25 protein-coding genes are annotated in these 26,952 nt (G+C 37.1%); 19 read left to right on the top strand and 6 right to left on the bottom strand.

Annotation, left to right across the window (positions count from 1 at the left end; translation table 11 throughout):
• Nucleotides 1–514 precede the first annotated feature (514 nt).
• Together F3D68_RS01245 and F3D68_RS01240 are read left to right on the top strand one after the other, a co-directional pair.
• Nucleotides 515–2,611 carry a hypothetical protein gene (locus tag F3D68_RS01245; RefSeq protein ID WP_151192717.1) on the top strand — a complete coding sequence of 699 codons (2,097 nt, stop codon included), beginning with the start codon at nt 515–517 and terminating at the stop codon, nt 2,609–2,611.
• 221 nt (nt 2,612–2,832) lie between these two features.
• Entirely contained in the window at nt 2,833–3,048 is a 216-nt protein-coding gene (locus tag F3D68_RS01240; RefSeq protein WP_151192716.1) for a hypothetical protein, read from the top strand.
• Between the two features lie 32 nt (nt 3,049–3,080).
• On the opposite strand, the gene F3D68_RS01235 is transcribed toward F3D68_RS01240, so the two are convergent.
• The 4 genes from F3D68_RS01235 to F3D68_RS01220 all read right to left on the bottom strand — a co-directional run bounded on the left by F3D68_RS01235 (nt 3,081) and on the right by F3D68_RS01220 (nt 5,470).
• Nucleotides 3,081–3,923, bottom strand: a complete 843-nt coding sequence (locus tag F3D68_RS01235; RefSeq protein ID WP_151192715.1) for a helix-turn-helix transcriptional regulator — start codon at nt 3,921–3,923, stop codon at nt 3,081–3,083.
• A 102-nt stretch (nt 3,924–4,025) separates the two neighbouring features.
• On the bottom strand, nt 4,026–4,730 hold the full coding sequence (locus tag F3D68_RS01230; RefSeq protein WP_151192714.1) for a winged helix-turn-helix domain-containing protein: 705 nt from the start codon (nt 4,728–4,730) through the stop codon (nt 4,026–4,028).
• 172 nt (nt 4,731–4,902) lie between these two features.
• Nucleotides 4,903–5,184: a type II toxin-antitoxin system RelE/ParE family toxin gene (locus F3D68_RS01225; RefSeq protein ID WP_151192713.1), complete on the bottom strand. Its 282-nt coding sequence runs from the start codon at nt 5,182–5,184 to the stop codon at nt 4,903–4,905.
• Complete coding sequence (locus tag F3D68_RS01220; RefSeq protein WP_151192712.1) at nt 5,177–5,470, bottom strand: type II toxin-antitoxin system RelB/DinJ family antitoxin; 294 nt, start codon at nt 5,468–5,470, stop codon at nt 5,177–5,179. Before F3D68_RS01220 ends, F3D68_RS01225 begins: the two co-directional genes overlap by 8 nt.
• A 248-nt stretch (nt 5,471–5,718) precedes the next feature.
• Between F3D68_RS01220 and F3D68_RS01215 the strand changes: the two genes are divergently transcribed.
• From F3D68_RS01215 to F3D68_RS01135, 17 genes are all read left to right on the top strand, one after another.
• Nucleotides 5,719–6,255: a hypothetical protein gene (locus tag F3D68_RS01215; protein ID WP_151192711.1), complete on the top strand. Its 537-nt coding sequence runs from the start codon at nt 5,719–5,721 to the stop codon at nt 6,253–6,255.
• A 3-nt stretch (nt 6,256–6,258) separates the two neighbouring features.
• Nucleotides 6,259–9,291 carry a DotA/TraY family protein gene (locus F3D68_RS01210; RefSeq protein ID WP_151192710.1) on the top strand — a complete coding sequence of 1,011 codons (3,033 nt, stop codon included), beginning with the start codon at nt 6,259–6,261 and terminating at the stop codon, nt 9,289–9,291.
• A gap of 20 nt (nt 9,292–9,311) precedes the next feature.
• Nucleotides 9,312–10,379, top strand: coding sequence for a hypothetical protein (locus tag F3D68_RS01205; RefSeq protein WP_151192709.1), 1,068 nt, complete (start codon nt 9,312–9,314; stop codon nt 10,377–10,379).
• Between the two features lie 91 nt (nt 10,380–10,470).
• Nucleotides 10,471–11,529: a hypothetical protein gene (locus F3D68_RS01200; protein ID WP_151192708.1), complete on the top strand. Its 1,059-nt coding sequence runs from the start codon at nt 10,471–10,473 to the stop codon at nt 11,527–11,529.
• Between the two features lie 162 nt (nt 11,530–11,691).
• The gene (locus tag F3D68_RS01195) at nt 11,692–12,243 is read left to right on the top strand and encodes a hypothetical protein (protein WP_151192707.1); all 552 of its coding nucleotides are present in this window, start codon (nt 11,692–11,694) and stop codon (nt 12,241–12,243) included.
• A gap of 17 nt (nt 12,244–12,260) precedes the next feature.
• Nucleotides 12,261–12,710 carry a hypothetical protein gene (locus tag F3D68_RS01190; protein ID WP_151192706.1) on the top strand — a complete coding sequence of 150 codons (450 nt, stop codon included), beginning with the start codon at nt 12,261–12,263 and terminating at the stop codon, nt 12,708–12,710.
• A 58-nt stretch (nt 12,711–12,768) separates the two neighbouring features.
• The gene (locus F3D68_RS01185; RefSeq protein WP_191092649.1) at nt 12,769–13,236 is read left to right on the top strand and encodes a DotD/TraH family lipoprotein; all 468 of its coding nucleotides are present in this window, start codon (nt 12,769–12,771) and stop codon (nt 13,234–13,236) included.
• A complete protein-coding gene (locus F3D68_RS01180; protein ID WP_151192704.1) occupies nt 13,236–13,985 on the top strand; it encodes a type IV secretory system conjugative DNA transfer family protein in 750 nt (249 codons plus the stop codon). Before F3D68_RS01185 ends, F3D68_RS01180 begins: the two co-directional genes overlap by 1 nt.
• A 136-nt stretch (nt 13,986–14,121) precedes the next feature.
• Nucleotides 14,122–15,297 carry an ATPase, T2SS/T4P/T4SS family gene (locus F3D68_RS01175; RefSeq protein ID WP_151192703.1) on the top strand — a complete coding sequence of 392 codons (1,176 nt, stop codon included), beginning with the start codon at nt 14,122–14,124 and terminating at the stop codon, nt 15,295–15,297.
• A gap of 28 nt (nt 15,298–15,325) precedes the next feature.
• Nucleotides 15,326–15,571 carry an IcmT/TraK family protein gene (gene icmT, locus F3D68_RS01170; protein WP_151192702.1) on the top strand — a complete coding sequence of 82 codons (246 nt, stop codon included), beginning with the start codon at nt 15,326–15,328 and terminating at the stop codon, nt 15,569–15,571.
• Nucleotides 15,564–17,930, top strand: a complete 2,367-nt coding sequence (locus tag F3D68_RS01165; protein ID WP_151192701.1) for a type IV secretory system conjugative DNA transfer family protein — start codon at nt 15,564–15,566, stop codon at nt 17,928–17,930. Before icmT ends, F3D68_RS01165 begins: the two co-directional genes overlap by 8 nt.
• A complete protein-coding gene (locus F3D68_RS01160; protein ID WP_151192700.1) occupies nt 17,927–18,271 on the top strand; it encodes a hypothetical protein in 345 nt (114 codons plus the stop codon). The genes F3D68_RS01165 and F3D68_RS01160 overlap by 4 nt, the downstream gene beginning before the upstream one ends.
• Nucleotides 18,272–18,354: 83 nt before the next feature.
• Nucleotides 18,355–19,050 carry a response regulator transcription factor gene (locus F3D68_RS01155; RefSeq protein ID WP_191092648.1) on the top strand — a complete coding sequence of 232 codons (696 nt, stop codon included), beginning with the start codon at nt 18,355–18,357 and terminating at the stop codon, nt 19,048–19,050.
• A gap of 7 nt (nt 19,051–19,057) precedes the next feature.
• Entirely contained in the window at nt 19,058–20,644 is a 1,587-nt protein-coding gene (locus F3D68_RS01150) for a sensor histidine kinase (RefSeq protein WP_191092647.1), read from the top strand.
• 114 nt (nt 20,645–20,758) lie between these two features.
• A complete protein-coding gene (locus F3D68_RS01145) occupies nt 20,759–22,159 on the top strand; it encodes a S41 family peptidase (protein ID WP_151192697.1) in 1,401 nt (466 codons plus the stop codon).
• A 293-nt stretch (nt 22,160–22,452) separates the two neighbouring features.
• The gene (locus F3D68_RS01140) at nt 22,453–23,718 is read left to right on the top strand and encodes an FAD-dependent monooxygenase (protein WP_151192696.1); all 1,266 of its coding nucleotides are present in this window, start codon (nt 22,453–22,455) and stop codon (nt 23,716–23,718) included.
• Entirely contained in the window at nt 23,715–24,887 is a 1,173-nt protein-coding gene (locus F3D68_RS01135) for a UbiH/UbiF/VisC/COQ6 family ubiquinone biosynthesis hydroxylase (protein ID WP_151192695.1), read from the top strand. Before F3D68_RS01140 ends, F3D68_RS01135 begins: the two co-directional genes overlap by 4 nt.
• Here the strand turns inward: F3D68_RS01135 and fabG are convergent, their stop codons facing one another.
• Together fabG and fabD are read right to left on the bottom strand one after the other, a co-directional pair.
• Nucleotides 24,888–25,637 carry a 3-oxoacyl-ACP reductase FabG gene (fabG, locus tag F3D68_RS01130; RefSeq protein WP_151192694.1) on the bottom strand — a complete coding sequence of 250 codons (750 nt, stop codon included), beginning with the start codon at nt 25,635–25,637 and terminating at the stop codon, nt 24,888–24,890.
• A 316-nt stretch (nt 25,638–25,953) separates the two neighbouring features.
• A complete protein-coding gene (fabD, locus tag F3D68_RS01125) occupies nt 25,954–26,889 on the bottom strand; it encodes an ACP S-malonyltransferase (RefSeq protein ID WP_151192693.1) in 936 nt (311 codons plus the stop codon).
• Nucleotides 26,890–26,952 lie beyond the last annotated feature (63 nt).

The raw sequence follows: 26,952 nt of genomic DNA, 5'->3' as shown, positions 1-26,952 counted from the left end.
TGATTGGCTAACTTGATGCCCATTAAAGTTTTGCGCCCAATACCATGGATGAGATTTTTGTATGTTTGAGTGCAACGAGTTTGCAAAAATCCCATGGTATTGGCGTTAACAAAACTTGTAGGGCGAGCTTTTTGGTGACTTTTTTGCGGGAAAAAAGTCACTGTCATCAGCCACGTTAGTGGCGGGCATAATATCCCCCTCACCCGCGCAGCGCAAGCTGCACGAGTAATCCCGCAAGGGGAGAGGTAATATCTGGCTTCGACTCACGCCTAACCAATGATGTAAGTCGTACCCTGAGCGAAGTCGAAGGAGAGATGATTAAAAGCATTTATTGATACTAATTGCTACATAAACGACATTAAAAAATACTTTCATCAAGTGCTAAAGCCTAATCTTATCAGCGTTTGTGTTGATATATCTTAAGCAATGAGAAATGATGACTAAATCAGGGTGTTCTGCTGTAATAATAAATAGAAAAAAGTCAGTAAAATAGATAATCACTAAGGAGCAAATTATGGCACGTGAAATTAATAACCTATCAAAACTATTTGGTTTGATAAAAGATGAAAAAGTCAAAGATTCAACAAATACTTTATATCCTATACTTTATGGCATATTAATTGAATATCAGCGTCTATCCGTTGAGGCTCAAACCAATGGTGGAAAAATATTAAAGGAAAGAATGGAAGGAATTGCTGAAGTATTTACCCAGATATGTGAAAAAAACAATCTGGATATAGGTGTCAGAAACGACTCCCAATATGAGGATCCAATAATTTCCGATGATATTAGTGAATATGTTGATAGACAGAAGGGCTCTCAATCAAATAGTGAGGATATCAATATTTTAAATTCCTCCTCAGAAAAGAGTGTGCGAACTGAGCAAGAAGAACATATAATTACAAATCCTATAATCACTGACTTAGTTAGACAATTACGCCTAAAGCGTGGTCAAACCCGTCAAGAAAACTATAATACTACTGCTTATGCTAATTTAAAGGATGCTATTATTGATCATCAAGTTGAGCAGGCTATAGCAAGCTTACCTAAATTAGAATCAAAAGATTTGCCTGAAGACCAAGAGTTAATGGATACATTAAAAGCTCAATATCAGCGTATTGCAAGATCTTATTTTGAACAAATTAATGTAGAAGATAGCGGTAACGCTAAAGCACGTCTGCTCAAAATGAGTGCTTTGAGGGGGATGATGGAGAGCATTTCCAATCATCAGAAATTAAATCCAAAAGATATTAAGATTATTAGCTTATCGCATACTGATATAAAAAGCTCTTTTGAAAATCTGAATATCATTTCCGAGAACGATAGCAAAGAGTATATTAGTGAAGACGATAATAATGAAACATTACCAATACCTAAGCTCCCTAGTACAAATAAAAGCTATACAGCGTTACATCCATTGCTGATAAGTTATCAGCAGCGTGATCAGAAATTTTATGACTATAAAAAAGAACTTTTAAAGCAACTTAATGAAAGGAATGATCAAGATTCTAGGGAGCTAACGACGCAAAGAGATGATCTATCAGAAAAAGTAAAGTCATTAGAAAATGATATTAAGACAGAGCAGAAAAATTTAGACAATCTAGAGAATTCTTATAATGATTACAAAGAAATTTTAGAGTTGCTTAACGAAGATGGATCTATTCGTTCTGATGTTAAAAGCACAGATAAAATACGTAAATTAGATAATTTAATGACTCGATATAATTCTGATAATACAAATACATTAAAACAAAGTATTAAAGATAAAATTTCACTTGGTATAAATTCTGAGTCGAAAGATATCTACATCAATAATTTACCTACTATCATTGATGATTGTAAACATAATTTAAGTCAAAAAGAGGTTGATTGTAATAGTATAAAGCTTCAATTAGAAGGGGTAGAAGAGAAAATAAACAATAAAAAAAATGATGTTTTAATTTTCAAGAAAGTCTCAGAAAATCAGCCTGTTAATATAGATAATTGCAGTGAAGCGAATAAAGAAAATGCTACTAACTACAATACCAGCCTACCTGTGGTCAAAAAAGCCATTGATGAACTAGAAAAACAAAAGCAACGTATCAAAGATAACTCAGGAATTACTCGAGTTGAAAAATTAAATGATTTGTTAGAAAAAATTAACAGCAACTCACTAGAATTGACAGGTAGGTCTTTTGATACAATTGTTGATACATTTAAATTAAATGATAAACGTTCGCATTGGTCAATGAATAATACAACAACCTATAATAACTTAAAAAAGCCATTACAAGATTATATAAAAAATTCTACTAAAGAGAACAAGGATGCACTATATGACGCGATCAATAATGATATTGAGCGACTGAAAGGAATCGCAAACGATAAAGATGTGAATTTTGGGGAATGTGAAACATACAAAAATGCACTAGAAAAGATTAAAGCAGTAGACAAGTTAATATCAGGGATTAAAAATGGTCAAGAGGTCAACACGACTGATATTTACAAGCATCGCAGTACATCATCTTTTGTAAACTGGGGAAAAACAACTACCGAAAAAAATGCTTCAGAATCAATAAAAAACTACCTAAGTTCACTTGAAGAATTATCTAAGGGTTCAGAGATTGTCTAAGGATGACGAGGCAACGGTAAGCCCGAGTCTAAAGTTCTACAGGTAAGGTAAAGTCTGAATTTCTACAATTAAGTTGAGTTTTAATTATTCCCCCTCATCCGCGCAGCTAAGCTGCATGAGCTCTCCCTCAAGGGGAGAGGTAGCTAATGCCATCATGACTAAATTTCGTCATGAGAACAGTTAAAAATGTTAAAAACACAAATAAATTTTAAGGAGCAAATATGTCAGCAAAAAGTGTCAAACCGAATAATGCCAACACGGATATGATAGAGTATATCAATGATCACGTTAACGTTAACGAAATATCACTTAATGATGAAAGTGTTATTGAAGGTAATGACTTGAATAACTCATTTGTAAGCGATGCTGGAGACGTTGAGGAATATTTTGTAAATTTCTTTAATAACAATCAAGCTCACAACCGTAACTATTCGTAATTTCAATGCATAAATATTAGTATTAGCTAGTATTAGGCAGAAAACAAAAAAGGAGAGTGATGCAGGCGCTGTATCAACAAGCTTTTGCTATTAGCACCAAGCTTTGATTTGATAGTATTAAGATAATCTATTGCTGTTGATTGTGCGATATTGAGTTTATAGGCAATTTCTTTGGTGGTACACCCCTCATAGGCGAGCTTAGCAATTTCTTTTTGCTTTTTTGATAGTGGTGCAATTTTTTGATCAGTATTTAATGCATTATAAAAATCAATCAGACTGCCTTCTTGAAAGCATGTTGAATTTGGCTTGAGATCTTGTCTATTTTCAAGGTGAGAGAGATTTAGATAAGTAAAGTCATGAACTGCTTTTAATTGATCAATATACTGTTTGAGGATATGATCAGAAGCAATTTTACTAATTTCGATTAAGCGGTTTTGATGATGCAATGGCAATATCATGTCAATGGTGTAATTATATTGCAACAGCACGGTCATATCATCAATTGTTTTGTGAATGACGATACGATATGGAATGTTGGTATATTGTAATTTGTTAAAGTAATTACTGATGAGATGTTGTGAGAAAATAGATTGCCAGCTGTAGCTTTCACCATCAAACATTTGATCAATCAGTAGACTAGGATCAATATCGAAAACTTTTGCTTGATAGTATGTTTTAGCATGTGTCAGATTGCTAAATGCTTTGGCTCTTTTTGATAACTTATCGCCATCATTGAATATGAAGTCAATTTCACTTAGGATGATGCCGTATTTTTGCAAGCGTCGCTGTACTGGTGAAATCAGTGGTTGCCATTTTAGGCTTGGTTGTAATAACTGATTTAAACTGGGTAATACCTTGCGCTGTCTTGATTGCATTCTATATCTGATTTTTTATTAATAAATTTGTATGAACGCAATCTATCATTGAAGCTAAGCGGTTAGAATGTATAAATTGTATGAAAATTGTAAGTAAAAAAACTACCAACGTGTTGGGATGCAGAAAATATAGCCTTTATGGCGAATGGCTTGGAAATATTGATGCTCGTCAGCATATGATTCCAAGCGACGTTTTAATCTTGAGACCAAAAGATCAATGCGCCGCAAAAATTCAGGATTATCAGTTTCACCGTATAAAATGGCGTGTAATTTCTCGCGTGATAGAATTTCAAAGTCATGTTGAATAAAAATGTTCATCAACAGTTTTTCTTTTTGTGTTAAGTGAATTTCATTGCCTTCAAAATAAAGCGAAAGGGTGGTTAGGTCAAAATGCCATTGATTAAAACGTACGATATTTGATGTTTTGTGTCCTAATTGAGTTACTGGCTTAAGTGATACATACTCTAGTCTCGAGCTTACTCGATTAATCAAATAATCAAACGGATCATGTAGTGCAATATAATCATCAGCACCATTTTTCAAACTGATAAACTCATGTTCTTGTGTAAAATCATAGACGATATAGCATAGATTATGTCGTGTTTTTAAGGTGCGCCATGTGGCAACTTCAGTTTTTAAAAAGTACTCAGCATGAATCAAGCAAAGTGAACCTTGCATCTGCATACGATTAATATCTTTTGGGGTTTTAGCAACAAATAAATTCCAGTGGTTTAGTGCCTGCATTTTGAGGTATATATCACTATTTTTTGGATTATTGTCACCGATAAAAACAATATGTTGTTTCATTGTAAATCCTTTTTACCTTAACGTTTGTTGACACCCATCGTAAATGACTTTGCCATTAAATATCGCAAAATGATTCACGATGGGTATTATTTTTCTGGGGGTGAGCATATTTTATCGACAGATTGATTTTGAAATTACCCCAATTTTTGAGGGGTATAGAAGAGCGTATAAATTATGTTTTAGGCCATTGCTGAGCAGCATGTAGCAGGCGAAGTATTTTTATCATATGCTGATTTTCTTGATAGACAACGATATAATTTGCCCACACAATGAGTTCTCTTGTGCGTTTTACTCGCCCAGGACGTCCGATTTTTGGAAATTTGATAAGATGAGATATTTTAAAGTCAACCTCATCTTTAAGTTGCTGCGCAGCATCAGGGTTATCATTTGAAATGTAATTGAGAATAGCAAAAAGATCAGCGCGTGCTAATTCATGCCATTGTATTTTAACCATGGTTGCGTTTGTTATTGATTAAGTTTTGTGCCTCGCTCATTATGCTGACGTGTGGGATTGTTAAGTTCGTATCAGTGAGTGCCTCTTTAACTTTAGCTTTAAACCAGAGGTCATGAGTCTCAAGGTCAGTAGTTAACCCTATGGGTAAACCACCTTCTTTTGTAATGCGTGTTAGCAAAATACGCACTGCATCAGATAGAGTTAAGCCAATGCTAGACAGTTTCTCAGCTGCATCAGCTTTTAGATGATTGTCGACACGAACATGTAACATTGAGGTATTAGCCATAAGTTTATTCCTGATCAAAATATGTGTTTGCTAGTATAGGTCTCAAATGAGATACATGCAAGTTTTTCCTAGTTATCTTCAAATGAGCGATTAATAGAATTTATGTCATTAAAAATGCGTTGAAAACGGTAATGCTTTATATGATTTAGCTTACGATAAGATGTCATTTTACTGCATAAAAGAAAGTGTGTGTTTTGTATTTGTTATTATCATTTTGTAGCAGATAGGTTAGATGAGAGATCATAACGATGTTTAAATTTAAGCGAACAAAAAAGCTATTACAGAATGCCTTTATGATTGATGCGATTAAGCAGCAGCATAATGTATTAAAGCGTTTGCTAATCTTGCCATTTATAGCGTTGACAAGGGTGAGTCAACAAAGTGTAGATAAGGAGAAAATCAACAAAACACTAACCGATGAAATATTATATAATCAATGCTTAACAGCCTTAAAATATCGTTTTTATTTCTTCTTGATATTATTTAGTGGGGGTGTTGGGTATTTTGGTTATCTCGTTATTGAAACACATGCTGTTTGGCAAGCTACTTTAATGATGCTAATGCTCAATGTCATTTTGTTTTTGTATGTGTTTCGTTATCACATGTGGCTAACGCAGGCAAAGCACAAATTAAAACATCTGTCTTTAGCTGGATATTTTAAAATCTTAAGTGTTCGACTTACAGCGGACAAGAAGCAGCAACAATCCTTAGCGGAGGATGATGACTACCAACATTTAGCTAAAAACAAAGGAAATAATAAATCAAAAAAGGCAAAAGGGAGTTGAAAAATGAGTATGTGGGCACCCGCGAATCATGACAAGTCAATTGATATTCTACAGCAGTTTTTAACCGGAGGGATGCCGTTTTCATTACACGACGCTTCGTTAACGCTTTTTCAGCACATCATTTATGGATTCAATATTGGCATGTTATCGATTGGCATGGTGTTGTTTGGCTATATTTTATTTGCCGGTACGATTCATTCAGCGCGCGATGGTGTGTTTTTAGGCAAAGATTGGGATAGTTATTGGTTACCACTAAGAACGGTATTTGGCGCCATTGCTGTGATTCCCACCAAGTCGGGCTATTGTATGGCGCAGTGGGCGATATTTAATTTAGTCAGTATGGGGGTAGGTTTTGCTGATCACATTTGGCAAGATGCTTATAAAGCGGCATCTAAAGGTTCTCAGGCGGTAATTCCTAGTGGACTATCACAACAGATTATTGACCAAAATGCCTATTTTTTATTACATGGATTTGTAATTAATGCTTATGCAGCGGCACAAGAAAATAAGGTGATTGATTGCGCATCTGACACAGATAAAACCTTACAGATGACCCTAGCCGCAAGCGATAATAGCCAACCATTACAGAAGTGTCGATTTAGCTATGATGTCTCGTTAAATGGTGTTAATAAATCAAGCATCAATCAATTGCTTAATATTTGGCAGCCCGATGATCAATCAAATGATAATCTTGAGAAATTTTTACCGCAAGATAGCGGTGGCGTGAGTAATTTTTTGGTCAATAACTTTAGTCAATGTATCCAGTTGGGTAATAGTGTATGTGGTGCGGTGCTTAATGATGACAATAGCCAATTAAGTTATTATCAGCTAGGTTTGGGAGATATGACGGTAAATGCTGATTATTTATTGAAAGCCAACAGTCAAGATCAATATTTAGATACTTATCAAGATCAAATCGGAAAAACGCATCTAAAGATTGCCTCTCAAGCTCAGTTTACTGCACAGTTAAATAGCCTTACAACGGATAACCCCTTTGCCAAGATGGATATTTTTATACCTAATTCAACCGATGCAAAGCTTTTATCTAGTTATAGTGGTGATCTGATTTATGCGATACAGCATCATGATATTCCAAAGCAATCTACGGATAATATCAAAAGCACTTGGTGGGATGCTGATCAAAAATATTTATTTTTGGATCAAATGCTTGAGAAAAATATTCAAGCATTGCAGCAGGCATTTAGTCAGATCAGCAAAAAAATGCAAGTCACGTCAAGTGATACACAAATTGCCACTATTATTTCTAATATTTATCTGCAAAAGGTGTTGGCACAAACTATTTTTAGTAATACAGCACTTAAGCCTGATAATCATGGTGTTTATAATATTAATGGCTTAAGCACTTTGCCATCATCTATTCCAGAAAGTAGCAATGTCTTAAAAGGGATTGCTAATGTAACACAAGAAAATGCCCCAGATCTTTGGAAGTTAATTGCCAGTGGTCAGCTGCAAGCTGGATCAATGCAGTCCACTTTAGACTTTATCGGCAAGGTATTTGGTCAATCCTCAGATCAGTATACCTTGGCTAAAGAATCTATTAATAATGGCTTATCCGCCAAAGCACAGTCTTATATCCAAATGATTATGAGTATCGCTGAGCCATTATATAAGGAAAATCAACAAGAGGCGCAAAATTTATTAAATAATTTAATTAATCTGATGACGTACTTTGACATCAATGGTGTGAGCTTTATTCAACCGAGTAATAGCATGAGTGACAATACTTCTGACGTTGCTAAAGATGCGGTAACTGCAATTTTAAATAGGTTATTTAAGAGTCAAGACTCTTCGGCAAATCAAGCCAAAGATGATACGACAAGTATTTTAGACGAAATTTATAAGTTTGGGGAAAACAAAGATAACGGGGGATATAACCAAGGTTCATATATTCAACAATTACAGAATTTAGGGCGTGATATGATCAATCGTGCACTGAATGCTTATCAGAACACCTATCAGTACTTTGCCTCAAAGCTTAATGATTTACAAAATGCTCAAAAAAGAGCAGCGTGGGCATCGTTTGGCTTAAATACAGGGGCTTTAGCACTTGGTACGGCAGGAGCTGCAACCTCGGCATTTGCTATTTTTAATAATGAGCCTGGATTTGTCGGAATGGCGCTGCAGGGAACGGGTAAATTACTACAGGGAACAGCCAGTTTAACGATGCAGACGCAAACTGCAATTTCAGTCATGAGTTTGTATAATTTAATGCTGCAAATGATGTATTTGCCAATATTGTTTGTTATCTTAAGTCTTATATTTATCAATGGCATTATGTTTTCACTGGTTTTACCCTTGGCACCTTTTTTCTTCTTCTGGGCGGGTAAAATTGCTTGGCTGTTATTGGTTGTTGAAGCATTTGTTGCAGCTCCTTTTGTGGCACTTGGAATGGTGTATCCTGAGGGACATCAGGTCTTTGGAAAGTCACAACCAGGCATTCAAATGGCAGTGAATTTATTCTTTCGCCCAGTATTGATGATCATTGGTTTAGTGACTTCTGTTGTATTAACCTATGTTGTCGTCAAGTATTCAGTTCAAGCTTTTCATGGCATTGTGAGTAGTATGAATTTAATTGCTGTGGACTATACGGCGACTGATAATATTTCATCTGGTGTCATTGCTTTATTTACGATCTTTGTCTTTGTTAGCTTCTTGGCAATTGCGTTTAACAAATGCTTTTCAATTATCTACTTATTACCAGATAAAGTCTTGCAATGGGTTGGACACTCCGGTGGCGAGCGCGCCGGTGAGCAAGAATTTCAGCAAATTAAATCAGGCACAGAAAGTGGCGCACAACAAGCCAGTCAAGCCGGACAAAAAAGTGCTGATGAAGGGTTATCAGCACGTAAAGGGCATGTTATGGAATCCGGTAGAGCGATATCAGGTGTGGGAGAAGCAGCAACTGGTGCTTTAGGGGGTGATAGCAATGCTAAGTTGGCAAGCAGTTACGCAAAACAAAAGCGTCAGCATGATGATGAAAATGGTGCCAAGGATAACTATGAACAAAAGAATTAATAACTTAAAGAGTAAAGATCGTGAGTAAAACTGAAAACAGCAAGAACAGGAATCAATCACTTGATGACAGTGTTTCAAAAGAAAATAATCAAAAGAATCTAACTGATAACAAGATAAGTGATAGTAATACACAGATCAAGTCAGATAAAAATAATATATTAGATGATTCAGATGTATATGAGCAAGATGGCAAACCTAGAAGTCCATTAGAAAAAAAAGTACGTGAAATTTTAAATGAACAAAACTATGGCACAGCGCCAGAAGTAGGTGAACGCCTAAGAAGACAGCTTAATTTTGATATTAATACATTCTTTAGAAGTAAGCGCCTAGTTTCAGTGCCTAAAGAACTATATAACTCGCCATTATTTTTAAATAAGTTTGCTTATCTAATTAGTGAAGCCTTGGTCAATAAAAATGCTAAAGATCAAGTACTATTGATTCCAACGGATCAAGCTAAGTTAACGCAAGTTGCTAAAACATTAAGAGTGGAAGCGTATAAGGCACAAAATGGGCATGATTATCTTGAGCATTTTGATCACACTCAAGAGGAACGTCATAACTATTTGGTGATAGATACACGAGGACAAGATACACATAAATTAGCACTTGGCAAAAACAAACAGTTTAAGTTATATCGAGATGACCATCATCAAGGTGGTTTCTCATTGCGTTTTCCACAAGGTAAATTTCATAAGGAAGCCTTGGCTCAAGCGATTATGCTCGAAGCTGGATATCAACCATATGGTACATTAAAAAATCTAAAAAATGATGCATTGACAGCTATCTTAGATCAACTGATTGAACAGGGCGTTGATATCTCGGGTTTAAAAGTCGAGGGCAACGCCAATCAACATGCTATTTTAAAGAATAAGCAAATTGAACAAGCCAACTTTCAAGAGAAAGTCATAAAGCAAATTAATAATGAGGTGATTTATAAAGATCAAGGTGTGGAAAAGCTTACTTATCCTGCATATAAGCTTAAATCTGAAGCGCAAAGGAGACTTGATGGAACACATTCTCCAGAAGCAGTAATTGAGAAATTTGTGCAAGCCTTAGTCCAAGAAATGAATCACGAGCTTCCAGCGTAAATTATTTTGTAATGGATTCAAGTTATTTGAGGTGGTCTTTGAAAAAATCGCAAAGTGTGGAAGTTGAATAAAAATAAAAGATGAGGAAGAAATGAAACGGATACTATTGGCACTATTGATCTCAATAGTGGTATTGATGCAACAAAGCTATGCAGATGATGGCAGTGGGCGGCAGGTGTTTGAGCTGATGTTTACTATGGACCCTCAGTCGCAACCTGAAATTAAAAAAGTTGATGTTGAGGCAGTTAAAGATGGTGATTTGGAAAAACTCAATACAGAGAATCATTATTTATTATGGAATAATAATCAGGAAACTGCCGAATATAAAGTGACCTTAACGTTGAATGATGACAGTCAATTTGTATTTTACTTAAACCCCTTTTGGGATAATTATGCTAATGATTATCCAAATGGTACATCATACAATTATGGTCTCAGTTGGATGTTAGGTATTTGGAATTCGGCGAAACAGTCAATCAATCAAAGTAATCTTAGCTATAATTTTAAATCCTACAGTGGGCGTTATTATATTGATAACAGCTTGCTAAAACATATGACATTGAATGTTTATGAAACAGTTAGGCCGGTTATACATGGACAGTGGCAAGAGAATAGTGATTTTATGCCTGCAGCTGATTTGCATCAATTTAATGCATGTGATAAACATTGGTCTGGTCAAATTGATGATAACACGCTCGAATGCATGATTAATCCTAATGATCAAAAGAAATACCAAATGTATTTTGTAACTGTTAATATAGCCAATCTGTTTATGGGAAACGCCAAGGAATATCTGCTTGGTTTCGCACATAATAATGGCATGATTAGCTGGCAGCAAAAGTCAGAACAAGATTATGGTAAAGACGGTTCAGCAACTAACAAACTCTATTTTCAGGCATCTTATAATCAGCAGCCATTTTGTAAGGTGTATATGAGTGATGACTTATCAAGTATTACCTCAGTTGAGCAAATACAATATGCACCGATTAGTTGCAGTTACCAATCGGACTATTATGAGCCAAAGTTTATTTTTGCCTGTAGCGGTAGCAGTAGTCTTGGGATGACAGCTGATAATCAAAGTGCCTGTGGCTGGATCAATAATGATAATATTCAATCGCAAGCATTTAGTAGTAATATTAATCAGTTATAAAATATATCAATACCAAATGCTTGCTATATCAGGGTTTGCGTCTTGTTTTTCATCAAAACTTGTCAAAGTGAATTTTGCAGCATTTCTCAAGCACGATTTGACATGATTATAATCAGCTATAAATCGTAACATTAGTCACATAAGCTTAGGTGAAGTAAATCGATGAACAACAATATGAATGAATCATTAACCGCAATATTACAGCATTTACTGAATAATTTGCGTGTGCTTGTCCTACCACAAAAGGAGGACGAGCTTAGTCTGTTATTCACTTTGTCTAGTGTAATCGGATTTATTCTTTTATGCGTTTTTATCAATCGTTTAAGAATGCACTGTAAGCCGCATCATATGATGAGACATTACTCGCCTTGGGGTACGGTGATGTATTTATTTTCAGGGGCTTTTTTATTAAGTCTTGAGGCAATTATTCAGCTCTTGGTCAAAAGTCTTTTTGATAATGATTGGCAGCCCGATAGTATTTTTAACTATCAACCGATTACGATTAATAACGACCCATTATGGGGGAGTATTAGTCAGTTGTTTTTCGCCTGTATGGTAATCATTGGCATTGTCGCTATTTTGCGTGGGTTTATCTTGGCAGTAAAGTTGGGTGAAGGACAAGATGGCTCAGTTGGCAGAGTGCTTACCCATATTATTGCTGGTGTGGTTGCTGTTAATGCCATCAATGTAGTGAGTTTAATTAATTTATTTTAACAAGGAGTCTAATCAAGATGAAAAATATGTATAAAGTAATACAAAAACTTATGTGGTCAGCTATAAGTTTTTTGCTATGTATAAGCGTGAGTATTGCAGGAGATAATCCTCCAGTTGATGTAGAAGGGTTTGGTAAATGGGCAGGTGATGTTTCGACATTATTTACCCAAATCAAACAATTTTTAGTATTAGTTTGCTTGGTGATCGGACTTTGGTATTTGATCATGGGGTTGCTTCAGCTTAGAAAGTCACTGACACCACAAGGTGCTCAACAAGATATTTTAAAACAAGCTTTTGGACATATTGTGGTTGGTGTGATTTTAATTAGTATTGTTGCCTTTGTGCAGATGTTTCAAAAGTCTGTTGTCCAAAATGCAGGGAGCAACGAAGCGCGCACTGCTGCAGTATTTAATATTCCGGATGCTACTGGCGGTACGGGTGGGATATCCCCTGATCCTACAAATTGATTCAAGTAATAAATCAAAGACAAAAGGCAATTTCAATATGAAGGGAAAGTTATTTTTTTTGAGTATTATAACTGTGCTTACCTCAGGTTGCGCAAGTAACTCAAACCAAAGTATTGACTTACAAGCTCAGCAGCTAGAAATAAATGGCTTTATGCTTAAATCTCTTGATCAATCAGCGCAAACCATCAGTCAAAGTGTGAATACTTTAAATACGTATAATGCGATGCGTTTTCCAAAAGTTGATCTGCCATTGGCACAAGTCCCTGATGAGGTTTTGGCACAAAAAGTTACTTTAGTTTGGAATGGTCCAATACAACCTGTGATTGAGAAATTGGCTAAAATTGCAGGGTTTACCTTTCAAGTGTATGGTAACCCGCCAGCCATTCCGATTGTCATTGTGCTTAATCAAGCCAACGATTGGCAGAGTATATTGGATACCTTAAGAAGTATTGATGTGCAGACCAAAGGTGGAGCCAGTATCTATGTCAATGCTAAAGAGAAAATTATCAGCTTGAGGTATCAGTAATGGCAGTAGTGACCAATGCACAATTGCTTAATAACATGTATCAACCAAGTGCTTATGTCAGTAAGCTACCAGATTTGACGATTCGTCAAAAGGCGATGTTAGATGCGGCAAAAAACTTAGGGATTCAATCCGGCTTATATTGGGCGTCTCAGACAATTGATGATCAGGAAAATACACTGAAAAATAAATTGAATATGATTTATAACTTCTCTAGTTTGATGCTCAATGACTATGTCGTGCCACCGGTGATTACACAGGAGAACAATCTGGTGAATATCAGTGACAATGTCATTCGTTTTGGTAGTCAACGTTATCGGATTATTAAAAACGCTTATTTTTCAACATCGGCACCTAATTGGCGATCTTATCTGTATATGGATTACCCTCAACCTGATATGCCTGATAAGAGTCTATTGCCGCAAACCAAAGATGAAAAAAAACAATGGGATAATGCAGTAACCCAAGGTTGGCATTTAGGTATTCATCAAGCACGGGTGATTTTCCAAAGCAATCTTAATGAGTTGACTCAGGATTATGCGGGAATGGTGCTGTTTCACCAGCTGCTGTTACAACATATGGTTAGCTTACCTTATGTTCAAAAGCAGAATCATGGCATTACCGGTGATAAAAATAATTTGGTCATTAATGATCATAGTTGGCAAATTAAAGCAGATCCCCAATTTGAAAAAGCCTTTAAATTATGGGCGCCTTTGATGAAAGCAAAGCAGCACACTGACAATACTAAATAATTGAAGTTACGCACTTTACCTGTTGCTTGTACCCTGAGCGCAGTCGAAGGGAAATATAGCGACAACGATGGCTTCGACTAACGCTCAGCCAACGGTGTAAATCGCTCCCTGAGCAAAGTCGAAGGGGCGAAGTCAAATGGGTAAAGCAGTGATGGCTTCGACTAACGTGATAGAGGTAATAAATCAAATAGAAAAAATGGAAAAAATAGAAAAAATGGAAACATTAAAAATAGATGATCACTATCTTCATGAGCATGAGTTTAATCAGTTGTTAGTGACGTGTGCTAAGGCGCATGCAACAGATATTACTTTGCAAACCAATGCACCGATTTTAGTTTTGCGCCATAAAAAACGCCTGCACCAAAGTGCCAGAGTGCTATCTGTGCAAGAACTAGAAGATATCGCGCAATTGATTTATGGCGCTAATGCCATTGCCCATTTACATGCGGGCAATGATATTGACACTACTTATGTGTTAAGATCAGCAGGTATTCGTTGGCGTGTTAATATGACGGTTTGCCAGCAGCAGAGTCACTTTGGCATCAGCATTTCTTTGCGGTTAATCAAGAATCAAATCATCCCACTTCAAGCACTTGATTTACCCGTTGAAGTTGTTGCTAAATTAACGCATTTACAAGGGCTTACGATTATCTCAGGGGCAACAGGAAGTGGTAAAAGTACGTTAATTGCAAGTATTTTAAAAGCACAACAAGCATCTTCTTTTGTGCATAAGATATTAACCTATGAATCACCGATTGAATATACGTTTGATAGTCAGGCAAATGAAGCGCTTGTCAGTCAAACACAAATCCCAGATTTGCTACCTGATTATCGATATGCGGTATTTAATGCAATGCGTCGCTTTCCTGATGTGATTATGTTGGGCGAAACACGTGATTTTGAAACATTAAATGCGTTAATTGAAGCGTCATTAACAGGGCATGCATGTATTACCACAATACATGCTAATAATGCCGCTGATGTCTTTTATCGCATGCTATTAATGGTGCCGATTGCCCAAAGAGAAGCATATTATCGCCAGTTAATTAGTAGCATGTCACTTATTATCTGGCAAATGCTTATCCAGCTGATTGATGGTACGTTAGTGCCGATACAGCAGAGTGTGGTGTTTGATCATAAGTTGAGATCTGCTTTATTTGAGTTATCAATGCATGAGGGCGTGAGTTATATCCGTCAGTATCTTGATACAAGAGAATCAATATTAAATAAAATCATGGCTTATTATCAGCGCGGACAATTAGTTGAAAATGACTGGCAGTACTATCAGCAAATGTATAACCAGAGTGTGTAATGCTAAAGTATTTTGAGGAGATTTTAACATGGCAAATAATAATTATCATTGGCGCAATAGCGCGCTAACGCCAAAGCTTTTATTTATTAATGCTTATATGGCATTACCGTTATTGTTAATGGCAGTGCACTTTTGCCAATGGACTATCATTATTAGTGTTGTTTGTGGCGTGTTTTTTCTATTGTGTGAGCTGTTTAAGTACTCACCTATAGGGCTTTGTTTAAAATGCCGAAGCCTACTGGTTGGTAACAAAAAGGTCATTAATGATGATTAACTTTAGGGGGGTAACTAGGGCGCAAGAAACCAATGCTGCATCGACGATTCGTGATACACGATCATTGACCAAGCGCTTTGTAAGCTTTGTATTAGAGCCTGCTAATAGTATTGCTATCTTGATTTTTCTGTTATTAATTATGCTTATTATTCCACAGGTGTTGGTGATATTAATCTGGTTGCCATTAGCACTGTCTTTCGTGATATTATCGCAAGCACCTAAGTTGCCATTTAAATTACCATTAGGCACACATTATAAAGATTATAATAATGCACTTCCTGGGCAGATTAAACCAGGCAAAGCCAAAGGCATTTACTTTTTTGGCAATGAAAAAGGAAGTAACCATGAGCTATGGTTTAGCAATGAAGATATGCGTACGCACGCGCTTATTTTTGGTTCAACAGGTAGTGGTAAAACAGAAACTTTGGTCTCGCTTGCTTATAATGCGCTTGTTCAGGGGAGTGGTTTTATTTATGTTGATGGAAAAGGTGATAACGCACTGTATGCTAAGATTTATTCGATGGCACGCTATTTAGGGCGTGAAGATGATTTATTGGTGATTAACTTTATGACTGGCGCCAAAGACATTAGTACCAGTGATAATAAAGATGAAAAATTATCAAATACCTTAAATCCTTTTGCGATAGGATCATCGGATATGCTCTCACAACTTGTGGTGAGTATGATGTCATCAGAGTCATCAGGGGGTGGCGATGGCGATATGTGGAAAGGGCGAGCAATATCCTTTGTTGAAGCATTGATGCGTATGCTCGTTTATCTTCGAGATCAAGGTTATTTGTTGTTAGAGGCTAGTTTGATTCGACGTTATTTTGTTTTAGATGTTGTTGAGAATTTTCTTTATAACAAACAATTGATCAATCATGAAGGTCAGAATATTACTTTTGAGGGAGAGCTTCCTTTGGCGGTAACCGATCCGATGCATAACTATTTAGCAACCTTACCGGGCTATCAAGTTAAAAATGTCGGTGGGCAGTCTGATAAAACCTATGAACAACATGGTTATATTACGATGCAGTTGACACGTATTTTTGGCTCACTTGCCGATGTTTATGCGCATATTATGAAAACAGAGCTAGCTGAGGTTGATTTTAAAGATGTCGTATTAAATCGTCGAATATTAGTGGTGTTGTTACCGGCATTGGAGAAGTCACCTGATGAGTTAGCTAATTTAGGTAAATTGATTATTGCCTCCCTCAAAGCAATGCTTGCTTCAGGGCTAGGCAATAAAATCGATGGGCATAGGCGTGAAGTACTGGATGCCAAACCGTCTAACTCTGATACGCCATTTTTATGTGTGTTAGATGAATATGGTTATTATGCGGTTAAAGGTTTTGCAGTGGTGCCAGCGCAGGCGCGATCATTAGGCTTTTCAGTAATTTTTGCCGGACAAGATTTACCAGCATTCCAGAAAGCATCAAAAGAAGAGGCTGCATCCATTTGCGCTAATACTAACATCAAAATATGTATGAAGCTTGAAGATCCGCAAGAAACATGGGAGTTCTTTAATAAAACGGCAGGAGAAGCGTATTTAACCGCTGTCAAAGATTTTAATATGGGGGATCAGGGTGATGCCTTGGGCTATCGAGATACTAGAACAGCAACGGTTGAAAAACGTAGTCGTATTGATCTCATGGATTTGAAAGATCAGCGTGAGGGAGATGCGCATATTTTCTTTAGATCACAAATTATTCGTAGTCGTATGTTTTATGCCAATCCCAAGCAAACCGATGAGATTAAAGTCAATCGATTTATTAAAGTTCCACCATTAACACAGGATAAAGTGCAGCGGATAAAAGCTATATTGAGCTATTCACCCAATATTGATAAAGACATCACGTTAAGTCATCAATTGGGCGATTCACTCAAAGAGATTTTTAGCAAAATGGTAGTAGATGAGGAAATAGATCAACAAGCGCTAGTGCAACAAAGTAATGATGCATTAGCTCAAAAAGAGCAATTATTAACAGATAATATCGCTCAGTTGATTATAGAACTTGAGCATGATGCAACAATAACAAATGAGCATGGTCAGCATGAGGTGCATGATGCGTTATATCGGCATATTCCGTTAAGTGCACGTTTGGACAGTGCATATTATGATGTCTTGCATGCTGATTTTAATGATGCGCCGGTGTCAGCGGAAAAAATCATGCGTATGACGCATTATTTTGCTTTGCAACAAGGGGTTCATCCAACAAAAATTAATGCGCTTCAAAAGCGTTTATTACATCAATTAAAACAAGGGAGTACTTTAAAATATAGTCCATGCCAGTCAATGGATGAGGTGTATGAAAAACTCTCTCAAGTGACAGAAGTTTATGGGGTAAAACATCAATGAGTATTTGTGAGATATTGTGTCAGTATTTTAGTACGTATCATTCAGAGATCGATTTTGTATATAACAGTACACACTATGATCTTAATGAGCTGTTTGCAGAAGATGGTTTTCTACCACGCATGATTCATTCTATTGAGGGAAATTATAAATATGTATTTAACCGCAAGCCTGCGGTGAATTTTGTACGTAAAGCTGATGCTTTATGCTTAGAGGAAGTTTCTTTTACAGATGATCAAGCACAAAACTTGATTCTGGTGATGTATTTAATCGATCTTGTGGAGAGATGGATTACAGATGATAAAATTTGTCAGAATAACAAAATAGATTTGAATTTAGTCTAACACTAGTCATATCATACAATTGCGGTCTGTGCTTTTTTTGTCTATGCTTTTTTTTATGGATGTTGCAGTTGGTGCATGAGATCATGCAAGATAAAAAAATCTTAGTCATCGATGACAATATTAAGCTTAATGAACTGATTACAAACTTCTTGTCTGATAATGGGTTTAAAGCTCGCTCAGCCCATAGTGGTGAAGAGGGGCTTTTTTTTGCTAAAAGCTTTGCGCCTGATTTGATTATTTTGGATGTTGAAATGCCTGATTTGTCAGGTTATGAGGTGTGTCAGCTATTACGCGTAGAATATCAAGGCGTCATTTTGTTTTTAACTTGTCATACCGATCCTGATGATGAGTTAAAAGGATTGCAACTCGGTGCGGATGATTACCTTAAGAAGCCTGTATTGCCAGAGGTTTTACTGATGCGTGTTAATAAAATTTTGGAGACTACTTTCAACTCATATGAAACTGCTACAAAAATTGTCTTTGGAATGCTCGAGGTTGATTTAAATAACTACACAGTGAGTTATGCAAATAAGCAGTTGGACTTAAGTGCTAAGGAGTTTGAGTTGATCAAAATTTTTGTTCTAAACCCGAATAAACTTTTAAAGAGAGAGCATCTTTATTTAATGCTTAAAGGTGTTGAGTATGATGGTGTAGATCGTTTTGTTGATGTGATGGTATCAAGATTGCGTCAGTATGTTGATGATAATGCTAAAAATTCTAGCAAAATTAAAACCATTTGGGGGAAGGGCTATATTTTTTGTACGGATGCGTGGGAGTAATGAGCTTATGCTGAAATTTATTCTACGACAATTATTGGTATATTTGTCTGTGATGATAGTGATGACCATTTTTGTGGTTGCATCAAGTACCTATGTTGGCTTTAGAATTAATCAACAAAATGCACAGATGAATGCGGCAGGTGTCTTTAGAGCATTGGAAGCTGAGTTTCAAAAAGTGCCTGAAAATCAATGGGCAGACATCATTGATAAACTAAAAAGCCAATACACTCGACCACTGTATTTACGCCACTTTGATCAACTACCAAAAGATGTACAAGCACAAAAAGAAGCTTTGTACTCAGGTGAAATCTTGTTTGATTATAATAACCATGACTATACCAATAGTTTTGATATGTTTAAGCCAAGTATGATTTATCAACGTGTGCTTAATAGTGATCTATTTTTTGCATTGGAAAAACGCGCACCCGAGATCATAGAGTATCAGAAAAATAATGCATGGATTCACCAGCTGGCGTATAACAAATTTAAAGACACGCCAGAGTACCAGTGGAATACAGTAATTGAATATATCAAGAAACAATACCAAGTTAATGTGGTGATCAAAGACTTATCAAGTTATACACAACAAGAACAGTATGATATTAGAAAGTGGGGCTACTTCCCGACGGAACCATTTCACGGTGTACAAGGATACATTCAGTTTCTATCACCCAATCCAAATAAAGTAATTATTATTGGACCTTATCGGGATAACTGGATTAAGCTGCATCCGCACGTTTATGCAGTGATTATTGATGCGATTTTGTTGGTATTTTTAACGCTTATTATTGCTTATCCACTCTATCGAGATTTAATTAAATTAAAATCTCTGGCACAAAGCTATGGCAAGAATGACTTTGATAGCGATATTCGATTATCCACTAAGTCTGTACTATGGTCAGTCTATCAGACACTTAAGGGAATGGGTGAAAGCATACAATCTTTGATAAAAAAACAAACGGTTTTTGCCAATATGGTTGCGCATGAAGTTAAAACACCTCTTGCTCAGGTGCATTTTACGCTAAGACTATTAGAGAATGCTAAAAGCGATGAGGAAAGAGCAAAGCATATCTTGTCGATCAAAGAAGATATTATGCAAATCGATCATTTGGTTAATCAACAGCTTGATTACTCAAAGTATAGTTATGTAAACTTACCGCTGAATATCGACAATATATCATTGTCTTTGTTGGTCGAAGAAATCGTTGCCACCCATAGTAATACATATACAAGTAAAGTTTGGCATTTTGCTTCAGAGCCTTCAGATATAAGTGTTTTATTAGATAAATCAGCAATGCAAAAAGTGTTAAATAATTTGCTAATTAATGCTTATAAATATGGCGGCGATGTGATCGATGTATCCGTTGCTACGTCTGATAACGATGCAGTGATTAAAATTACCGATAATGGTCAGGGGTTTACTTTTGATATTGAAAGCGCATTAAATCAGCCATTTACACCTGAGTCAAAGCAAAGTAGTGGCTTAGGTTTGGCAATTGTTTGGCGCATTATTGAAGCGCATCATGGGCTCATTGCGCTTAGTAATATCCCTCACGCAGTGACATTTGAAATCAGATTGCCCATAGCAAAGTGATCATGCCAATATCAATCTTTATTTGAAAATATATAAATACTTTCTACACTTAAGCATGAACAGGAACCGAAGTAAACGGATGTTTTCTTATAAGCTAAAGTAGAGGTACAGGCTATGAAAAAAATAAATTTTACACTTTGTATATCGCTGTTTGGTCTTCTTTGTATGCCGGTATTTTCTCAAAGCGATCAAGTAAATCAAGTAAATCAAGTCGGGCAAAGTCTAGAAACACAAAAGCAGATTGATAAGCTATCACGTAGTATAGGCTTGGTAAAACAAGCTTATGTTGATGAGTTAACGGATGAAGAAATTCTTGAAGGTGCGATTGATGGCATGCTGCACTCGTTGGATCCGCATTCACGATTTTTGGATGATGATGATTTTGAGGATTTGCAGATGTCAGTGCATGGTGAGTTTGCTGGTCTTGGTATGCATGTTAGTGCTGAGAATGAACGTATCAAAGTTATATCGCCGATTGACGATACGCCTGCACAGCGCGCCGGTGTCAAAGCAGGGGATTATATTATCAAAATCAACGATATCAGTGTAGCTGGTTTAACCTTGGATGAGGCGGTGAAGAAAATGCGTGGACAACCAGGAACTGAGGTATCAATCACCTTATTGCGACCTAAAGCGCCTAAGCCAATTAAATTGTCATTAATACGTGAAAATATCAAGCTAGACTCGGTTAAGTCTGAGATTGTGGCAGAGGACTATGGCTATTTAAGAATTAGCCAATTTCAAGGCAACACTGCAGAAGAGTTAAAGCAAAATATCGATAAATTGGTCAAAGAAAATACACATTTAAAAGGCTATGTATTGGATTTACGCAATAATCCTGGTGGGCTTTTAGATGCTGCGGTGGCAGTCAGTGATACTTTTTTACAAGTGACACCTGCAAATCCTAAAAAGATTGTTTTTACTAAATCACGTAATCCATTGGAGTCCATCACAAGTTATGCAGTAAGTGATGATTATACCCATGGTCTACCGATGGTTGTTCTGGTGAATATGGGCTCAGCGTCAGCATCAGAAATTGTCGCAGGCGCGTTGCAAGATCACCAAAGAGCGGTGATTGTTGGCGTTAAGACATTTGGAAAAGGGTCTGTGCAAACAGTTATCCCTATTTCAGAAACCAATGCGGTGAAGCTAACAACAGCACGATACTACACACCTAACGGTGTTGCTATTCAATCAAGAGGGGTTATTCCTGATGTCATTATTGATGAGGAGGAAATTGATTTATTAGCAGATAAGACTAAAGGCGATAAAAACGATAGCGATAATCTAGATTTTGTTTTTGATGAAAGTAGCTTTGAGCATGCCATTGTCTCAAATAATGATGTTCAAAAGGATAAAGCAACAAAAGAAGCGCTGGCAAATTATAAGAAGGACTATAAAAATGCGCAAAGTCTACTGCATAAAGATAAGCAGTTAGCGCAAGCCATTAGTATATTGAAGGTCTTAAATGCGATGAATAAAATGCCATCAAATAATGCACTAGCGAATGCATAAATCAAAAAGTCTAAAAGAATTCAAATGAATTAAGAAGAAATAATGTCGATCAGTCATTCTAAAGTCTAACAACTATCGTTAAACTATCTTCAGTTAACAACTAAAGTTACGCACTTTATAAACACCCCGTCAGCCTACGGCTGCCACCCCTCTTGAAAAGAGGGGAATTAGGCAACGATGATTTTATATTCCCCTCTTTGCAAGAGGGGTGCCAAGCTTGCGAGGCGGGGTGTTGATATAGAAATAGTGCGTACCGCCAATTAATAAGGGCATATACATAATTGTTATTGAAAATGACAGAAGATAATAAAAAGAATCAAAAGAACAATCTAGATAACAGTCATCACAACATCGTGATCGTTGGTGGTGGTGCTGTTGGTATGTTGATGGCATTGAGCTTAGCAAAGCAAGATAAGCAGATCACACTCATTGAAAAGCTCGCCAGTACTGAGTTAAGTAAAAGTGACAACAGATCGATTGCCTTGTCGTATAGCTCGGTTTGTGTGCTAAATACTTTAGATATTTGGCAGAAGATCAAAGACGATGTTGAATATATCAAGCAAGTGCATGTGTCAGACAAAGGGCAATATGCGCAGACCAATCTGTATGCCAAAGATGAAGGCTTAGCGTTTCTGGGCATTGTCGTTAAGATGAAGCACTTATTGCCAGCGCTGCATCAAGCGCTTATGAATGAAAGCCAGATAACACTCTATCAAGACTGTCAGGTGCTTGATTTGTTGGAGCAGGGCGAGTGTTTTAATTTAGTAATCGAAAAAGATGACAATGCTTACGAAATAACCGCAGATTTAATTATTGCTGCAGATGGTGCAGAGTCTAAACTGCGTGAAAAAGCGGGTATTTCAGCTTACAAACATGACTACCAGCAAAGTGCGCTAGTATTTGATCTTGACCTGCAAAGAGCTCATAACAATGTTGCTTATGAACGTTTTATTAATAATGGCGTATTAGCGCTTTTACCAGTTGATAATCAGCAAATGGCATGTGTTTGGAGTGTTGATCACGATAAAGTTGACTACTGGAAGGCTCAATCAAAACAAGCTGTTTTAAAAGAAATCCAACGCCTTGTTGGCTATCGTTTGGGGCGTTTTGTTGATGTAAGCGAGCTTAAAAGTTTTCCGTTGTCACTGATTCGCGCGCAAACACTCTATCGCAAAAATGTATTATTATTTGGCAATGCCTCGCATTTCTTGCATCCAATTTCAGGGCAGGGGTTAAATCTCAGCATTCGTGATATTGGTATAGTCTATGATTTACTTGCAAATGATGATGCCGCGTTTACAACACAAGATATTGCCGATATGTTAGCTAAATATCAAGAAACCAGAGTTTTTGATCATAAGCGTACGGCACTATTGACACATTCTATGATTAATGTCTTTAGTCAGGATGTGCTACCAGTTAAACTTGTCAGAGGGTTTGCCCTTCATTGCTTGGAGCGTGATCAGCATTTGAAAAAAGCCTTTAGCAAATTAATGATGGGTAAATATAATCATGGTTCAAGCTTAATGCGCTCAAAGCATGGAAAAAGTATCTTATGAAATATGATGTAATGGTTGTCGGTGGTGGCATGGCGGGTTTGTCTTTAAGTTTAGGTTTAGTGCAAAACGGCTTTAAAGTTGCTGTGGTTGAAGTGGGACACATTGTAAAGTCCTTTGATGAGGCGATAGCACCAAAGCGCGTCAGTGCAATTAATGCCGCTTCCCAAGCCTTATTAAATGAGCTTGGTGTTTGGCGTGACATTGTCAATATGCGAATAAATCCCTATGTTGCCATGGAAGTTTGGGATCAAAACTCAAGTGCGCAATTAAACCTTAAGGCTGAAGAGTGTTCACTACAGAGCCTGGGGGCGATTGTTGAGAATGATTTAATCGTTGCACAATTATATCAAGCACTTATAAAGCACGATGTCTCTATTTTTGAGCACTCAAAAATTATAGCATTGACGCCGCATACGTCGCATACGGCTATAACACTTGATCATGGCAAAGAGCTTGAGACAACACTGATTGTTGGTGCTGACGGTGCTAACTCGTTTATTCGCCAGCAATATAATTTTGACTGCAGCGTTAAACCCTATCAGCAACATGCAATCGTTGCCAATGTTAAAGCGATAAAGCCGCATCAAGATATTGCTTATCAGCGCTTTTTGAAGAAGGGCGTGTTAGCACTTTTGCCGCTTTGTGATCCTTATTTATGTTCTATTGTCTTTTCAGTCGCCAGTGATGAGCTTACAAAGTTTAACGAAATGGATGATAAGACCTTTAATGAATATCTCAGCATGACTGCAGAAGGCAAATTAGGTGAGCTGCAATTACAGAGTAAACGCATGAGCTTTGAATTGATTGAACGCCATGTTGATAGTTATTACAAGCAGGGTGTGGTGCTGATTGCCGATGCCGCTCACACGATTCATCCGTTAGCAGGGCAAGGCATTAACTTAGGCTTTGCCGATGTGCGCGCGTTGATTGATGTATTAACTGAAGCAAAGCATCTGCGGCGCAATATTGCCGATATCAGTACATTGGCAAAATATGCGCGTAAACGCCAATTTGATAATCAGTTGATGATTCGTACAATGCAAGGGCTAAAACAGCTTTTTTGTAATGATCACCCGCTGATTAAGCCTTTAAGAGCCTTAGGTGTTAATGCGGTAAATAACAGTAAGATATTAAAACGATTTTTTATAGAGCAAGCAGCAGGTGGCTAATTATGCCATATACATGCCGCCATTGACATGTATTGTTTGTCCGGTGATATAGCGCGCACCTTCAGATGCTAAGAAAGTAACCGCATGCGCGATATCCTCGGGTTGTCCCAAGGTTTGTGCCGGCACTTGTGTGATAATGGCTTGTTTTTGTTCATCCGTTAATTTATCAGTCATATCTGTTTGGATAAATCCAGGTGCGACCACATTAACGGTGATGTTGCGTGAGGCAATTTCTTGTGCCAATGACTTGGAAAAACCAATAACACCTGCTTTACTTGCGCAGTAGTTTGCTTGTCCTGGGTTACCTGATGTGCCAACCACTGAACCAATTGTAATGATGCGACCCCAGCGTTTTTTCATCATATGACGAATCGCTGCTTTAGAAATATTAAACACAGAGTCTAAGTTGGTGTGAATAACACTTAGCCAGTCATCTTCGCTTAAGCGCATCATTAGATTATCTTTAGTAATGCCTGCATTGTTAACGATAATATCTGGATAGCCTGTGTTATCTTTCATCCAAGCGAAAGCTGCTTCAATACTTGGCGCGTCAGTCACATTAAGCTTGATGCCATGGCCTTTGCCATAGCTTTGCAATGTTTGAGTGATTTTCTCAGCCCCTGCTTCAGAGGTGGCCGTACCAATGACGGTTGCACCTTTTTCAGCGAAATCTTTAGCAATAGCGGCACCAATTCCACGGCTTGCACCCGTTACAAAAACTACTTTATTCTCAAAATTTTCAAAACTCATTTTTTATCCTTTTATTTGTATTGGTATATTCAAATATTCTTTTAACATTATTCATCTCTCTATGAGAGCAAGTGCCTTTAATAGAGGCTTCGACTGAGCTCAGCCAACGTCAGTATAAGTACCTAAACAATAGTTTTTTGGTAATAATGGATATTCGGGTTGAGCCCGAATATGACGATTTGTGGTCATTCTCGGACTTGATCCGAGAATCCAAAAAATACCTGATAATATTTGCATACGTACTTATCGTCCCCTGAGCGTAAGTCGAAGGGGTCTGAGCAAGCCTCTTTACTACAGTCGTAGTTGTGATTTGCTATTATGCTTTAACTTGCTCAAGCAGTTTATCCATCGTTTCAACGCTTGCGGTATCTTGATAGTTAAGCTCTTTAACAATGCGCTTATTTAGACCTGTTAATACCTTATTCGCACCGCATTCGATAACGTTAGTAATGCCAAGCTCAGCCATTTTTTCAATGGTTTGCGTCCATTTGACAGGCGAGTAAAGTTGCTTAACCAAAGCGGTTTTAATCTCATTAATATCAGTATGGGATTGAACGTCATAGTTGTGAATCACTTTAATGGCTGGCACTTTGATCGTGATTTTATCTAAAGCCGTGGCAAATTTATCAGCCGCCTCTTTCATTAATGAGCAATGTGATGGCACGCTAACAGGGAGTAGTTGCGCACGTTTTGCCCCCATTTCTTTGGCAATTTCATTGGCTTTCTCAACGGCTTTTAATTCGCCTGATATCACAACTTGCCCATGTGAGTTAAAATTAGCAGGCTCAACAATACCAGCTGATCTTGCTTGATCACAGCACTTGATCACATCTTCATTACTCAATGCCAAAATAGCACTCATGGCGCATGCTTTATCGGTAATTGCTGATTGCATCAGTTGCCCGCGTAAACGCACCAGACGTAGTGCATCAGCAAAACCAATGCTACCTGCAGCGCAAAGCGCTGAATACTCACCAAGACTGTGTCCTGCAAGTATTTCAGGGGTAATATTGCTGTGATTGTTAAGTACGCGCCAAATGGCAATGCTTGCAGCTAATAACGCAGGTTGTGTATATTCTGTTTGGTTAAGCTTATTTTCATTTTCTTGAGTGATCTGCCAAAGATCAAAACCTAAAGCATCATTGGCTTCAGTGAAGGTTTGTTTAACCTCATTAAAACGTGTGTAATAATCACTGAGCATCCCAAGCTTTTGTGAGCCTTGTCCTGGGAAAACTATGGCTGTTGTTGTCATATCAATATTCCTGATTTATTAATACTGTAATCATCACATAATATTTGCTTATAAATAGCAGCA

The organism is Cysteiniphilum sp. JM-1 (assembly GCF_008711525.1).
Taxonomy (GTDB): Bacteria; Pseudomonadota; Gammaproteobacteria; order Francisellales; family Francisellaceae; genus Caedibacter.
This window is presented reverse-complemented; position numbering and strand designations above follow the sequence as displayed.

Bases quoted from the DNA above. Each gene is read 5' to 3' on its own strand.
- F3D68_RS01245 (WP_151192717.1), top strand. From the start codon at position 515: ATGGCACGTGAAATTAATAACCTATCAAAACTATTTGGTTTGATAAAA.
- F3D68_RS01240 (WP_151192716.1), top strand. From the start codon at position 2,833: ATGTCAGCAAAAAGTGTCAAACCGAATAATGCCAACACGGATATGATA.
- F3D68_RS01235 (WP_151192715.1), bottom strand. From the start codon at position 3,923: ATGCAATCAAGACAGCGCAAGGTATTACCCAGTTTAAATCAGTTATTA.
- F3D68_RS01230 (WP_151192714.1), bottom strand. From the start codon at position 4,730: ATGAAACAACATATTGTTTTTATCGGTGACAATAATCCAAAAAATAGT.
- F3D68_RS01225 (WP_151192713.1), bottom strand. From the start codon at position 5,184: ATGGTTAAAATACAATGGCATGAATTAGCACGCGCTGATCTTTTTGCT.
- F3D68_RS01220 (WP_151192712.1), bottom strand. From the start codon at position 5,470: ATGGCTAATACCTCAATGTTACATGTTCGTGTCGACAATCATCTAAAA.
- F3D68_RS01215 (WP_151192711.1), top strand. From the start codon at position 5,719: ATGTTTAAATTTAAGCGAACAAAAAAGCTATTACAGAATGCCTTTATG.
- F3D68_RS01210 (WP_151192710.1), top strand. From the start codon at position 6,259: ATGAGTATGTGGGCACCCGCGAATCATGACAAGTCAATTGATATTCTA.
- F3D68_RS01200 (WP_151192708.1), top strand. From the start codon at position 10,471: ATGAAACGGATACTATTGGCACTATTGATCTCAATAGTGGTATTGATG.
- F3D68_RS01195 (WP_151192707.1), top strand. From the start codon at position 11,692: ATGAACAACAATATGAATGAATCATTAACCGCAATATTACAGCATTTA.
- F3D68_RS01190 (WP_151192706.1), top strand. From the start codon at position 12,261: ATGAAAAATATGTATAAAGTAATACAAAAACTTATGTGGTCAGCTATA.
- F3D68_RS01180 (WP_151192704.1), top strand. From the start codon at position 13,236: ATGGCAGTAGTGACCAATGCACAATTGCTTAATAACATGTATCAACCA.
- F3D68_RS01175 (WP_151192703.1), top strand. From the start codon at position 14,122: ATGGGTAAAGCAGTGATGGCTTCGACTAACGTGATAGAGGTAATAAAT.
- icmT (WP_151192702.1), top strand. From the start codon at position 15,326: ATGGCAAATAATAATTATCATTGGCGCAATAGCGCGCTAACGCCAAAG.
- F3D68_RS01165 (WP_151192701.1), top strand. From the start codon at position 15,564: ATGATTAACTTTAGGGGGGTAACTAGGGCGCAAGAAACCAATGCTGCA.
- F3D68_RS01160 (WP_151192700.1), top strand. From the start codon at position 17,927: ATGAGTATTTGTGAGATATTGTGTCAGTATTTTAGTACGTATCATTCA.
- F3D68_RS01155 (WP_191092648.1), top strand. From the start codon at position 18,355: ATGCAAGATAAAAAAATCTTAGTCATCGATGACAATATTAAGCTTAAT.
- F3D68_RS01150 (WP_191092647.1), top strand. From the start codon at position 19,058: ATGCTGAAATTTATTCTACGACAATTATTGGTATATTTGTCTGTGATG.
- F3D68_RS01145 (WP_151192697.1), top strand. From the start codon at position 20,759: ATGAAAAAAATAAATTTTACACTTTGTATATCGCTGTTTGGTCTTCTT.
- F3D68_RS01140 (WP_151192696.1), top strand. From the start codon at position 22,453: ATGACAGAAGATAATAAAAAGAATCAAAAGAACAATCTAGATAACAGT.
- F3D68_RS01135 (WP_151192695.1), top strand. From the start codon at position 23,715: ATGAAATATGATGTAATGGTTGTCGGTGGTGGCATGGCGGGTTTGTCT.
- fabG (WP_151192694.1), bottom strand. From the start codon at position 25,637: ATGAGTTTTGAAAATTTTGAGAATAAAGTAGTTTTTGTAACGGGTGCA.
- fabD (WP_151192693.1), bottom strand. From the start codon at position 26,889: ATGACAACAACAGCCATAGTTTTCCCAGGACAAGGCTCACAAAAGCTT.